Origin of the sequence: Aulosira sp. FACHB-615, assembly GCF_014698045.1 — a bacterium.
Lineage (GTDB): Bacteria > Cyanobacteriota > Cyanobacteriia > Cyanobacteriales > Nostocaceae > Nostoc_B.
In genome coordinates, this window is sequence record NZ_JACJSE010000014.1 from 51,175 (window position 1) to 63,918 (window position 12,744).

At 40.6% G+C, this 12,744-nt stretch carries 10 protein-coding genes; 4 read left to right on the forward strand and 6 right to left on the reverse strand.

Translation table 11 applies throughout. The annotated features are described in order from the left end of the window. Positions 1–387 precede the first annotated feature (387 nt). The 3 genes from H6G77_RS21005 (at position 388) to H6G77_RS21015 (ending at position 5,236) form a co-directional block, all read left to right on the forward strand. Positions 388–1,077: an SMI1/KNR4 family protein gene (locus tag H6G77_RS21005; protein ID WP_190872640.1), complete on the forward strand. Its 690-nt coding sequence runs from the start codon at positions 388–390 to the stop codon at positions 1,075–1,077. 3 nt (positions 1,078–1,080) lie between these two features. Beyond that, entirely contained in the window at positions 1,081–2,226 is a 1,146-nt protein-coding gene (locus H6G77_RS21010) for a HEAT repeat domain-containing protein (protein ID WP_190872641.1), read from the forward strand. Positions 2,227–2,896: 670 nt separating this feature from the next. After that, the gene (locus H6G77_RS21015) at positions 2,897–5,236 is read left to right on the forward strand and encodes a diguanylate cyclase domain-containing protein (RefSeq protein ID WP_199331583.1); all 2,340 of its coding nucleotides are present in this window, start codon (positions 2,897–2,899) and stop codon (positions 5,234–5,236) included. A gap of 229 nt (positions 5,237–5,465) precedes the next feature. On the opposite strand, the gene H6G77_RS21020 is transcribed toward H6G77_RS21015, so the two are convergent. From H6G77_RS21020 to H6G77_RS21035, 4 genes are all read right to left on the reverse strand, one after another. Then, positions 5,466–6,536 carry an LOG family protein gene (locus tag H6G77_RS21020; protein ID WP_190592539.1) on the reverse strand — a complete coding sequence of 357 codons (1,071 nt, stop codon included), beginning with the start codon at positions 6,534–6,536 and terminating at the stop codon, positions 5,466–5,468. Positions 6,537–6,916: 380 nt separating this feature from the next. Next, positions 6,917–7,189, reverse strand: coding sequence for a hypothetical protein (locus tag H6G77_RS21025; RefSeq protein WP_190592538.1), 273 nt, complete (start codon positions 7,187–7,189; stop codon positions 6,917–6,919). Beyond that, positions 7,170–7,415, reverse strand: coding sequence for a hypothetical protein (locus tag H6G77_RS21030; RefSeq protein ID WP_062297687.1), 246 nt, complete (start codon positions 7,413–7,415; stop codon positions 7,170–7,172). The genes H6G77_RS21025 and H6G77_RS21030 overlap by 20 nt, the downstream gene beginning before the upstream one ends. 219 nt (positions 7,416–7,634) lie before the next feature. Further along, complete coding sequence (locus H6G77_RS21035; protein WP_190592537.1) at positions 7,635–8,087, reverse strand: SRPBCC family protein; 453 nt, start codon at positions 8,085–8,087, stop codon at positions 7,635–7,637. Between the two features lie 355 nt (positions 8,088–8,442). Between H6G77_RS21035 and H6G77_RS21040 the strand changes: the two genes are divergently transcribed. After that, positions 8,443–10,089 (forward strand): mechanosensitive ion channel, encoded by a 1,647-nt coding sequence (locus tag H6G77_RS21040; protein WP_190872642.1) that lies wholly within the window; start codon positions 8,443–8,445, stop codon positions 10,087–10,089. A gap of 345 nt (positions 10,090–10,434) precedes the next feature. Here H6G77_RS21040 and H6G77_RS21045 read toward each other — a convergent pair whose 3' ends face one another. After that, positions 10,435–10,761: a helix-turn-helix domain-containing protein gene (locus H6G77_RS21045; protein ID WP_190872643.1), complete on the reverse strand. Its 327-nt coding sequence runs from the start codon at positions 10,759–10,761 to the stop codon at positions 10,435–10,437. A gap of 472 nt (positions 10,762–11,233) precedes the next feature. Next, positions 11,234–12,211, reverse strand: a complete 978-nt coding sequence (locus tag H6G77_RS21050) for a DUF1517 domain-containing protein (RefSeq protein ID WP_190592534.1) — start codon at positions 12,209–12,211, stop codon at positions 11,234–11,236. Positions 12,212–12,744: the final 533 nt, after the last annotated feature.

Consider the following 12,744-nt stretch of genomic DNA (forward strand, 5'->3'; position numbering starts at 1 on the left):
TGATTTACTGTGCTAATATACAGGCTTTTTTATGCTCATCAGCATTGGGTAATCATAACTGGTCTATTCCTAATCTGGTAGTCGGTAGAAGAAATTTTTATTTGTTATTTATTTGACTTGACAATTGTTAGACTGTTTTGATTTCTAAGCTATAGCGATTTTATTTGATATGTGAGTCAGAGGGACAAGGTAGACAAGGTAGGCAAGGGAGATAGGTTTGTGAATTGTTGAGGATTGCTATGGATAGCAAATACTAATATTTATAGCAAGACTTAAACAATTTAATCGCAAAACTTTTCTGATGAATTTTACCTAATTAATTTATCTTATGCAAGTTTTTAGTCTTGGGAATTTGGGAATTATAAAGATACAATCATTGGAATTTTTATGTCTCTTTTAACAGATGCGCTGGATAGAATTGAGACTTGGTTCGTGAGTCATCAACCTGAATTTGCCTTGAGTTTAGCGCCTGGATTAACTCGCCAAGAAATAGACGCAATTGTTGAAAATTTTCCTTATCGCTTTCCAGAAGAATTATACGAGTTTTACGGGTGGCATAATGGTTGCCAAAGCTTGAGTTGTGGCTATGTAGTTCCTAAGTTTGACAATTTTTTCTCTTTGCAAGAGGCGTTGAAATGGTACGCAGACTTTTTAAGTTGGGGCTTTGATTGGAATCCGCAGTGGCTAACGATATTAGATTTTAATGGTGATTATAGATACGCTATTGTTACAGGAGAAGATTCTGCACCTGTTTGGTTTATCGATCCAGAATGTGGCATTGAAGAAATTCGCTGGGATAGTTTAACAGATTTAATGCTGGCAACGGCAGAGTGTTACGAAACTGGTGCTTATGATCTTGATGATGAAGGATACATGGAGACAGACGAACAAAAAGTTGCAGAAATTCACCGTAAGTATAACTATCGAGGAAGAGTAAAATCAACTACAAATGAATCTTACAATCCTGAGCCGCAAACGGTTGCGAGTGAAGTTGATTTATCTCATCCAAATGCCCTAGAAGAGTTAATTCAGGCTTTGCAAGCTGCACCATTGAATCCTGATGCTGGTATATTATAAGCAATGGCAGCTAATACGTTAGATAATTTAGCGAATTTGGGTTTAGCTAATCAAGTTGGTGCGGAACCGTTAGTAATTGGTTTACAAAATATACTCTATGACAATGCTGGTCATGCTCTGGCGGCACAAAAGTTAGGTGAATTAGGCGATATTCGAGCAGTTGAGCCACTGCTACAAGCTTTAAGCCATCCCTCTAGTAAAGTCAGAACGAATGCAATTAAATCATTGGTAAAGTTGGGAGATGCAAAAGCTGTTGAAACAATAATTCAGTGTTTGCAAGACTCAGATTTTTTTGTGCGAGCCGACGCAGCATGGGCGCTGGCTGAATTTGGCGAGCCTCAAGCGATTGAACCGTTAATTGAAGCATTGAGTTATCAAAATCATTCTACTGCTTGTCGTGCGATCGCCTCAGCATTAGGAAAGTTTGGCGATGTCAGAGCTATAGAACCTTTGAGTGCAGTTTTTCGCAGCAATGGTAGTTTTCTGATAGATGTTTCTAGTTTCCCTCACGTCAAATTAGCTGTGGTTCATGCTTTACGGCTTATTGATGATTCTAGAACTACAGATATTTTGGTGGAATTTCTTAGAGATAGAGAAGGTTTATTACAAGCCATCAACAGAGATTGGCTACGTTCTGAGCAAGCAACTCAGCAAGTAATTGAGACTCTCTTTACCCGTCAATATCCTGACTTAATCCCAATTTTAGCCCAGTTGATGCAAGATTCTGAAAGTCGCATCCAAATGAACATAATTTCAGCGATCGCTAAGATTGTCAATCCCCAAATAGTTGATTTGTTGATTTTAGTATTAGCCAGTGAAGATAATTGGCTACGTAAAATGAGTATTTCTTTTCTCGGAAACAGAAGAGAAACTAAAGCCGTTGAGCCTCTGCTCAATATTTTGCAGAATCCAAATGCAGATTTACGTTTAACTGCTGTTCAAGCTCTAGAAAAAATTGATGATTCTAGGGTTGTAGATGCTTTAATTACAATGCTCAAAGATGAAGATGATCATGTGCGTGGTGCAGCCGCATTAGCATTAGGCAATGTAGGAAATTACCGCGCCGTAGAAGCCCTAAACCAATGTTTAGCAGATGAAAACTCGGTGGTTCGTAAAATCGTTCAACAAGCATTAAATAAAATTGCGTAGCTAAGAATAGTGAAACGGTATAACAGGACATTTTTTTCAATTGGCAGTCTTGTCAAGCTGTGATGTTAATATATAGCTAGTCTTTGAGAAAAATAATTCTCAAATCAAGCTTTTGCAGTTATCATTTGGCAAATATAGAACTCTTATTTAATTTCTGAAAAAAACTCAATAAAGTTTCTATTCCCTGTTCCCTGCGATGCAATGAGCTTGTCGTTCGCCTAGCATCCTGACAGGAGAAGTGTTTCCTGTTCCCCTCTTTCACAAGTAAGTTCAGAAATTAAATCGGATTGCCATATCACAATAACTGCAAAAGTCTCAACTGTTGAAACTAAAGTATACCTGCGGGAGAAATAGTTAGTTTTTGCAACACAATATTACATTAATTTGAATCAATAAACTTTGTGAATTGGCATTTAAAGTTTTGAATAAATATCCAATTATGGGCTTGAACTTAATTTTAAATTCAGGTATGTTGTAGTTATAATCATTCTCATACAAGTAAACTCAGTCAATTTACTTAATTAGCTAAATAATGTAATATATTCATAGCTTTCAGTATCTATTCAAGCTTTGCGGTTATCCTGAAACAGATTCTCACACCTAATTTAGTCATAGATAAACATCACAAAAACTTGACTTTAAAAAGTATCCAGTAACCATCAAAAGACAAGTGGCATTGCCAAAACATATCTCTGTCGCAGAATTGAAGGCATTTGAGAGATTACAAACTCCAATTTGGATTTATGATTTGGAAAGAATGCAGATGTGGTGGGCAAACAAAGCATCACTTCGTCTTTGGAACATTCCCATTCAGGAAGAATTGCTCAATCGCAACTTTAGTAATGTTCCCGAACTGAGGTGGATAGCTGAGAAAAAATATCTGCAAGAATTTCAACAGGGAAAAACCATCACTGAAAGCTGGACATTTTACCGAGATGGGGAAACTGTTGCTGTGCGCTGTTTTTGTTCTGGGGTTAAAATCAAGCCTGGACGGATGGCAATGTTGGTGGAAGGAATTGTCGAATCCAGCCATCCCATCGAGATAGACATACGACGCACCCGTGAGTCGGTGATTGAAAATTCCCTGATTTTGGCAAATCAACAGCAAGCAGCTTGGGAAAAAAGCCAACGCGCCGAAGCAGAGTTGCGCTGGCGGGAAGCATTGTTAAGTTCTTTGACAGACACATCTGTACTAGGGTTTTTGGTAGTTGACAATCGCACCGACGAAATTTTGTATTTTAATCAACGCTTCTGTAAAATTTGGGGGCTGGAGCATTTAGAAACGCAAATGCGCCTTGGTTTATTGAAAAATAATGATATTATCCCTGAGTGCATACCACTAATAGCCGATTTACCTGCATTTATAGAATCCTGTAAACCGTTACAGTCTGAGGAAAATCGTACGGTAGTGGAAGATAAAATTTTGTTTGTTGATGGACGGACAATTCGGCGCTTTTCTAGCCAAATTCGAGATACTCAGGATCAATACTTTGGGCGACTATATGTTTTTGAAGATATTAGCGATCGCCTACAGACAGAAAATTCACTCAAAAATAGTGAACAAAGCTATCGCTCAGTCATTACCACAATGGCAGAAGGCATTATATTACAGCAAGCCGATGGTAGTATTACAGCCTGTAACAAAAGTGCCGAAAGAATTTTGGGTTTGACATCTGAGCAAATTAAGGGAAAAGCTGCTATTGATCCACGATGGCGAGCGATTTATGAAGATGCTTCACCCTTTCCGAGGGAAAATTGTCCGGCTTTGGTGACATTACGTACAGGGCAACCCCAGTTTAATGTGATTGTAGGCATTTATAAACCTGATGGCAGTTTGACATGGATTTCAATTAATTCTCAGCCCTTGTTTCATCCCCATCAATCAAAACCTTACGCAGTAGTAGCATCATTTACAAATATCACAGCCCACAAACAAGCTGAACTAGCACTACAACAGCAAGCCCAACGAGAACGGATGATTGCGGCGATCGCCCAACACATCCGCCAATCCTTAGATTTAGAGGTAATTTTAAACACAACTGTCGCCGAAGTTAGAGAATTTCTGCAAACTGATCGTGTGATTATTTATCGTTTTCAGTCCAATTGGAGTGGTGTAGTGGTGACTGAATCTGTAGCCGCAGATTGGGAAGCGATTTTAACTATGGAAATTACAGACCAATATTTTGTAGACACCCAGGGAAAATATTACCAACAAGGTCAAATTAAAGCTACTTCAGATATTTACACAGCCGGATTGACTGATTGTCATGTGCAGTTACTCGAAAAATTTCAAGTCAGAGCTAAACTAGTTGTGCCAATTTTACAAAGCGATCGCCTTTGGGGTTTGTTAATCGCTCATCATTGTAGCGCCCCCCGCCATTGGCAACCCTGGGAAAGTGAACTACTGCAACAACTAGCGACACAACTAGCGATCGCAATTCAGCAATCGGAACTATATCAAAAATTACGACTTGCTAACCAGCAACTAGAAAACATCGCAATGGTTGATCCATTAACTCAAATTGCCAATCGTCGCTGTTTTGAGAGTAAACTGCAAAGTGTCTGGCAATATCTCATCAGAGAGCAAGGTTGTATTTCACTACTATTATGTGACGTTGACTATTTCAAAAAATATAATGATACCTACGGTCATCGGGCGGGAGATGATTGTTTACGCCTTGTAGCCCAAGCTTTTCAACAAAATCTTAAACGCAATACAGATTTAGTCGCTCGTTATGGGGGTGAAGAATTCGCCGTTATCTTACCCAACACTAACGAACGAGGTGCTATTCAGGTTGCCCAAGCAATTCATAATACTGTTAAACAGTTCAATATTCCCCATTTGGCATCAACAGTCAAAGAATATGTCACCTTAAGTATTGGAATTGCGACTGTAATTCCCACTGCTGATTTGCAGCCTTTAGATTTAATTGAAGCCGCAGATCAAGCCCTTTACCAAGCTAAAGCCCAAGGGCGCGATCGCTTTTGTGTGAATCAAATTTATGCTTAGTAGGTTACAGGTTATAGGTTACAGGTTACAGAGGTAAAAGTCTTCTGCTGCTATCCTTGAAAATATTAGGTTACTACTCAGCACTCAGCACTATGGGCAGGGGATAAGGGAGACAAGGGAGACAAGGGAAGGGAGACAAGGGAGGGGAGACAAGGGGGACAAGGGAGCAATCTTTCTACCTTGTCTACCCCCTCTACCTTGTCTACTCCCACTCAGCACTCAGCACTTTCTACTTCCTTTCAGGATGTGCTATTTCCTCTTGGGAAGGACTACCCATTTGGTTAATTGTGGCAATCATCTGATACAACCGCCCTAAATCCCGTTGATTGAAGTGCAGAATTAACCGAGGTAAATCCGCAGTTTCGTCTTGAGCTTCTTGGGGTAATGCTTGACTTTTTTCAATTTTGCCTTTGACGAGAATATCGCTGAATTCAGCATTCAGTTGTTCGACTTCAGCATCTGACAAATTGCAACTTAAACGAATCACTAACTGATTACTAACGTAGCGGCTGGAGTGATAAACCTTGTAAAAATCTGTAATGGCGTTGCAGGCTACTTCCAGGTTATCTGTCACCGTGTACAAACTAGGGTCTTCTGGACTGACAAGACCTTTCTGCACCAGTTGTTGATCAATATAATCGCTCCAAGACCGCCAATAATCACCGCCGGGATGGTCAATTAATACTAAAGGTACAGGGCCAAATTTACCTGTTTGGCTTAAAGTCATACACTCAAAAGCTTCATCTTGAGTGCCAAATCCGCCAGGAAATAGCGCCACCGCATCACTTTCTTTGAGGAGGAATAGCTTGCGGGTGAAAAAATACTTAAAGTGAATTAACTTTGGATCACCTTCAATAATTGGATTTGCTTGCTGTTCAAAAGGTAACTGAATATTTAAGCCAAAAGAATTTTCTCGCCCAGCACCTTCATGACCTGCTTGCATAATCCCGCCACCGCCGCCTGTCATTACCATAAATCCCAGTTGAGTCACAGCGCGACCAAATTCCAACGCCATTTTGTATTCTGGCGTTTCTTCAGAGAGACGGGCAGAACCAAATATAGTTACTTTACGTACGTGTCGGTAATTGTAAAATAACTCGAAGCCTCGCTCCATATCCGCTAAAGCAGCCGATAATATCTTCCAATCCAGACGATCAATGTCACTATCGGCTAGACGGATGATAGTAGCAAGGGTCTGTTGGATATATTGCCGATTTTTTAACGTCGGTAGGCGATCGATTAAGTCAACAATATCAGCTTGCAGAGACTCTAATGTGTCGAACGACGCAGATGAGGTCATGAGAACAGATGGCAGAGTGGCAATACATTTTATCTAATTTTGGAGTGATATTTACAATTTTTTTAGAATTTGTTGAAATGGTGGGGAAAGAGGGGCTAGGGGATTAGGGACTGGGGATTAGATACTTTAGAAAAACCCCTAACCTCTAACCTCTAATACCAATTCACGCAATTACTGATACAAATCACCTTCTCTGAGCCTCTGCTTGCTTTGCGATCGCCGAGCGTTCGCGCAGCGTCTCCGTCAGGAGAAGTCGAGGCGCTGGTTGCATATCTGTATCATGTTTAAAGTGAAATGGTATAACCTCTAACCTCTGATAAGCAAAAACAAAACCCCTCTAAAGAGACGCTTAGAGGGGCAAGATTTGGGTATGTATAATTTCAGTTATTCTCAAAATTACGCAAAGGCTTGAAAACACGCAGATTCTTTCGCTTATTCTTGTGATGAGTCATTAAATAATTATCAGCATAACGGAAGGCGGATGCACAATCGTAAGCCGCGATCGCTACAGCTTGCAAAAATACTTGCAGAGGAATTTCAAAACTAGAAATTCTTTCTGTGAGCAGTAATAATTCCCTATCTGTTGCTGGTACAGCAGTTTCTTCTGCCCATTCTGGCTCATTAAACAAGTCTTCAACTAGCGCCTTGGACATTTTGTACCTCCCCAAACGCATAAGAAGCAAAGCCTGCGATGAAATTTAACTGTTCTTCACGAGTTTGCAAGTTAACAGGTAGTTCAGTACTAGGAAATCCTAGTTCTTTTAAGATATCCAAACAGTAAGCACTGGTTTGACTATATGAAGCTTGCTCCCATTTATGGGCTACTTCTTTTGCCATTTCCAGATTGACTCTAATAAATTTCATCGCAGGGCTAGTCATAAGTTGCACCCTAATAAACTGGATATTGGCAGTTTTGATCAGAACCCCAGTTCAATGTAACCGTGATTTTGCTGAATTTATGAAGATGGGTAATTGAAGGATCAGCGCATTTGCGTAATTGACGGCTGAGAGAATACGCAAATTTTTCAGAATAAACCAAGACAGTCAAGCGCAATGATACTTAAGTGCTGACAGTATCTACTGGAATACGGAGATTGATTATTGACCAATTTGTACTTCTTCTGCAACCCGTTTAAGGCGGCGTAATTGGGCTTGCATATCTTGTTTTGTCCACGATGCAGCAAAATTATTAAATCCCCAACTCACAATGGGATTAGGAATCACAAACTCGAAGCGATTGAGTAAGCATGTTCCCTTTGCTACTGGTTGACATTCCCAGCGATCGCGTCCTTGAAAAAATCCCTGAAATTCCCAAACCACTAAACCCGGTTGTCGTTCGACGACCACACTTTTTAGAGTTGGTTTCACCACAGGAATTTGAATAATAAACCGACTTTGACCGCCTATATCCGTACTCCAAACCTCACCTATAGGTTCGCAGCGCAAAGCAGGATTTAGCCAACGGTGCATCAAACCTAAATCGGTAATGCAGCGTTCTACAATTGCGGCTGTGGCGTTAATTTGAATTGATTGTTCAAAAACTTGGGTCATGCCAGCTTACTAATCCTGTCGCTGCCCTTAGATTAACTCAAAATGGCTTGTTATAGCAGAAGGCAGCAGGCAGAAAAGTAGGTTGAGTGGAGCGATCGCGAAACCCAACAAAGTCTTAACTGAACAAAACCCTTACATCTCACACCCTTGCACCCAGTGTCAACAATTTTGTGCGTCAATATTTTGTTATTTGTAACAAATTAGCCTATCTATCAATTGTCTAGATATATTTACTGGTAAATTGATACGCAAAATTCACGTAAACTTACTAGAGTGTAATTTGGCATCCTCAAATCTACTCTACTGAGTTCACAAGTATTTTTGGCAAACACATAAACTTAATACCAAAGAAACCATGAACACAACTTGGCCAGGGATAACCCGGTTGATAGACATGGGTTTGTCGATAAAAGGGCAGGAATTGTTAGGACAATCACCTAATCTGCCGTTAGATCAACCAAACTTAAACCAAGGAATTGCGGATCTGCAAGGAATTGGACAACAGGTAATTCTATATACACCAAGATTGCTAGGTGCTGTAGCGATTTTGTTGGTAGGGATACTGGTTGCTTTGGTGATAGCGGCAATCACTAGAAGCATCCTGAATCGCACAGACATTGATAATCGCATTGCGGCGGGGGTTACAGGACGCAGAGATGTTCCTCAAGTTGAGAAGTTCATCTCTAGTTTGGTCTTATGGAGCATTATTCTCATCACGGTAGTAGCTGCTTTACAGGCGCTAGGACTGGAAGTTGCTTCTCGACCCCTGAATAATTTCCTTGACCAACTAATAGGCTTTTTGCCAAAAGTTTTGGGTGCAGGCATTCTGTTAGGGGTGGCTTGGGTGTTAGCAAGTATTATCAAACTTGTGACATTGCGAGGATTGCAGGCACTCAAATTAGATGAGCGGTTAAATCAAGAAACGTCGGAAGATAATATCAGCCTCGATCGCATTTCTTTAAGTGAGACGATCGCTAATGCTTTATATTGGTTTATCTTCTTACTGTTTCTGGCACCAGTTCTTGATACTCTAGGACTCCGACAGGCACTTTTACCAGTACAAGCCTTAATTACCGAAATTCTTTCAATTCTGCCCAATATTTTGGCAGCAATTTTAATTGCGGTGTTGGGGTGGTTTTTAGCAAATATTGTCCGCCGAATTGTGACTAATTTGTTAGCCACAACGGGTATCGATTATTTAGGTAGTCGGTTTGGACTCTCATCAGCAATGGGCGCACAGTCTTTATCGACAATTATCGGCACCATTGTTTATGTTTTAATTTTGATTCCTGTAGCGATCGCTGCCCTGAATGCTTTAAGAATTGAGGCGATATCTGTGCCAGCAATTACTATGCTGCAACAGATTTTAAATAGTTTGCCTGCTATTTTCACCGCCGTAGCTATCTTAATTGTCGCCTTTTTTATCGGGCGTTTTGTCGGCGATTTAGTTACTAGTGTTTTGACTAGTTTGGGCTTTAATAATATTTTTGCAGTGCTAGGTTTACCCTCACCTGCTAGACAAGAAGTCCATACCGAAGCACAACCATTAACCCCACTCCGCACACCATCAGAAATTGCTGGTATTATTACTTTAGTCGGCATTCTGCTATTTGCCACTGTGGCAGCAGTGAATATTTTAAATATTCCGGCTCTGACAACATTGGTAACTGGCATTTTAATTATTTTGGGGCGGATTATTGCCGGATTAATTGTGTTTGCGATCGGATTATTTCTGGCAAATCTCGCCTTTAATTTAATTAGCAGTTCCGGCGATCGCCAAGCAAAGATTTTGGCTCAAGTAGCTAGAATTTCTATTATTGCACTAGTTTCGGCAATGGCATTACAACAAATTGGAGTTGCCAGCGATATTGTCAATTTAGCATTTGGTTTATTACTCGGTGCGATCGCTGTTGCTATTGCTTTAGCTTTTGGTTTGGGTGGACGCGATATCGCCCGCGAACAAGTTAAAGAGTGGCTAGATTCTTTCAAGGATAAAAGCTAGTACAACAAGGTAAAAGTCAAAAGGAAAAAGGAAAAAGAAAGAATAGTGATACCACAAGCCTTTTTGTAATTCCAGATGCTCACTGAGCGTAGTCGAAGTGCGGTCTGTGTATTTACGCCGACTTGTACTAGTACCATGCTTGTAACAAAGCAATCCTGATGAAACTTATTTTATGAGCCTTGTCTGAAAGTTGGACTAGTATTTGTACTCAGCACTTTCAAGCTAGGAGGTAAAAAGATAGAAAGCACTTCTTGATGAAGATGCAAGTTATCTGTTGTTGTAGAGACTTTGCATACAAAGTCTCTACAGCTTTGATCAAGCCCCTTCGAGGCAGTCAATCTTAGACTATAGTGATATGACAGTTTCAACAAATTCGCCCTGAGTGTGACGAGAACGAAGATGCAAGGTAATTTCAGTATCAAGTCGCTTCAGGAAAATGAGCAGTTTTCCCTCACTGAACCGTTGAAACTCTCCTTTCATTAGATGAGATACTTCTGGCTGCGGAATGCCAAGAAGTTCGCTGATTTCACGCTGTTTAAGGTTACGCTGCTTCAGCAGGCGGAGTACCTGAATCCCTATTTTGCCCCTGGTAAAAAGTTCATCTGCATTTGACAAACCGAGGTCAGCGAACACATTGCCACTGCTTTCTTCAAAAACTGGTTCTTGTGTCATTGTTGTTTCTCCCTTGCCACTGCGTCCTTATAACGTTGTTTAATCAGGTCAACATCAGCCTGTGGAGTTTTATTACGGTAGTCAGATATGTTAGGAAAATTTGAAAGCTTGAATGCCAGTAATAGTAAGACTTTTCCTTCTGCCTTCTGTTATATTATTTGCGATTTGCAACTACAAATATAGCAATCCTAAATCATTTGTGAAATTCTCTTTCTTTTCCTTCTTTGTGTACTTTGCGTCCTTTGCGGTTCGTTAAAAAGAATAATTTTTCACAACTCAGATAGGATTGCTATATAGCAGTCCTAAATCATTCGTAAACTCAAAGATCCCCGACTTCTTCAAGAAGTCGGGGATCTGAGCCTCTCGATTTTCACACATCAAATAAGATTGCTATATACCTATGAAAAAACCCGCTTGCAGGAATGAATTAACCATCTTGGGCGGGTTTTTAATTCTGGCTTCTGACTTTTGCTTACATCAATTTCAAATCAGGATATTCTGCGAACAAATCATCAGAAGTTAAGGTATCACCTTCAGCTTGAGGAGTCCATAAAACTTCAATTGCTAACAATTGTTCACCAGGAATGCTACCCATTTGGCGCAAAGCTTGGCGTAAGTCGTCAGCAGAGTTGATGGCGGGAATTTCAAATTTACCGAGAGTTGCTGCTAACAAGGTAACGATAATATATTCCCCAGGGCCTTCAGTGAAGAGGCGAGTTGGGTTGTCGAGTTCATCACTAGCAGGTAAGGCTTCTTTTGCTAAAGCAGCTTTGAGTTGGTTATTAACGTTAGAAAGAGTTTCTTCACTAAATTTGCTGCGTTCTGCCAAGGCTAAACGATTAAATTGACTTTCCGCAGAATTTAATTTAGCTTGTTGTGTACCACCACCTCCATAGACCCAATATTCTGGATGGCGGAGTAAAGCTAGACTAGTTTCTTGCACAACTGCGGCTCTACCTTCGGGAGAGTTAGTATCAGCCAGTTCCGCAATTTTGTTGAGTGCGGGTTGCAAATCGCGGGCTTGGGCTAACAAACCAACTTGCAAGCGAGTTACAGAAACATTGGGGTTGCTGTTATAACCAACTTCATCAATTCCGCCACTGTTAGCACGACGGAAACTTTGAACCAGGAAGTTAGCGATCGCAATAAAAATTAGAATTGTAAATAGACCGCCAAATCCGCCGCCAATACCCCAAAACGGTAATAGGAATGGAAAGCCAAAACCACCGCCAGGATAAGGAGCATAATATCCGCCACCACCAGGAGGTGCGTAGGTACGGGGTGTATAAGTGCGGCTCGAAGGAACTCTAAATGAACCGCCACCGATACGACCACCACTGCGAGCCGCTAAAGCCCCGTCAGCATGACCTAATGCTAAGGCTAATACTAAGCTGAGGACAAAGAAGGTTTTTAACAGTGGTTTGATGGTTTGTTGTAGTTTTTTACGCATAACACAGTCGCTTGAAAAATTTTATTGCTGATGATTGCATCCTATTGTTGATAGGATTTTGCGGTATGTAGCTGATGCCAGCCCGCGACTAGTAAGCGAGTATTGTATTGGCAGTAGCTTTCTGTAACATCATTAACTGTTGCTACATCTTCAATTTACCGCGACTTATCCCAGGTACACAGCAGACGGAGGGGGGATTTCTGTAGTAGATTACCGTACCTTGGAACTTCTGCTAGAGCTTAGGAACTTTGGGATCAATTAATAATTGCCCTAAAAGTCAGGCTAAAGATGGGTGCATCCACTTTCAGCATTCAACCCTGCGCTAAGGCGCACGCTACGCGAACAGACTGAAGTCTGGTACTATGCAAACTATTTGCCAGTGTGGCTACCCATACTGAATAATTTAAGTTAGACTATAAGGCTAATATCGCACTCATATTTGATTTGAAAAAAATCAATACCTGAGATCAGGCTTCTGTACTAATGTCTACTAATAAAGATAATTTCAATTACCAAAATTGATGTTTATGTAT

Coding starts and splice junctions, on each gene's coding strand:
- H6G77_RS21030 (WP_062297687.1), bottom strand. CDS start 7,415: ATGACTAGCCCTGCGATGAAATTTATTAGAGTCAATCTGGAAATGGCA.
- H6G77_RS21020 (WP_190592539.1), bottom strand. CDS start 6,536: ATGACCTCATCTGCGTCGTTCGACACATTAGAGTCTCTGCAAGCTGAT.
- H6G77_RS21050 (WP_190592534.1), bottom strand. CDS start 12,211: ATGCGTAAAAAACTACAACAAACCATCAAACCACTGTTAAAAACCTTC.
- H6G77_RS21025 (WP_190592538.1), bottom strand. CDS start 7,189: ATGTCCAAGGCGCTAGTTGAAGACTTGTTTAATGAGCCAGAATGGGCA.
- H6G77_RS21005 (WP_190872640.1), top strand. CDS start 388: ATGTCTCTTTTAACAGATGCGCTGGATAGAATTGAGACTTGGTTCGTG.
- H6G77_RS21040 (WP_190872642.1), top strand. CDS start 8,443: ATGAACACAACTTGGCCAGGGATAACCCGGTTGATAGACATGGGTTTG.
- H6G77_RS21045 (WP_190872643.1), bottom strand. CDS start 10,761: ATGACACAAGAACCAGTTTTTGAAGAAAGCAGTGGCAATGTGTTCGCT.
- H6G77_RS21035 (WP_190592537.1), bottom strand. CDS start 8,087: ATGACCCAAGTTTTTGAACAATCAATTCAAATTAACGCCACAGCCGCA.
- H6G77_RS21010 (WP_190872641.1), top strand. CDS start 1,081: ATGGCAGCTAATACGTTAGATAATTTAGCGAATTTGGGTTTAGCTAAT.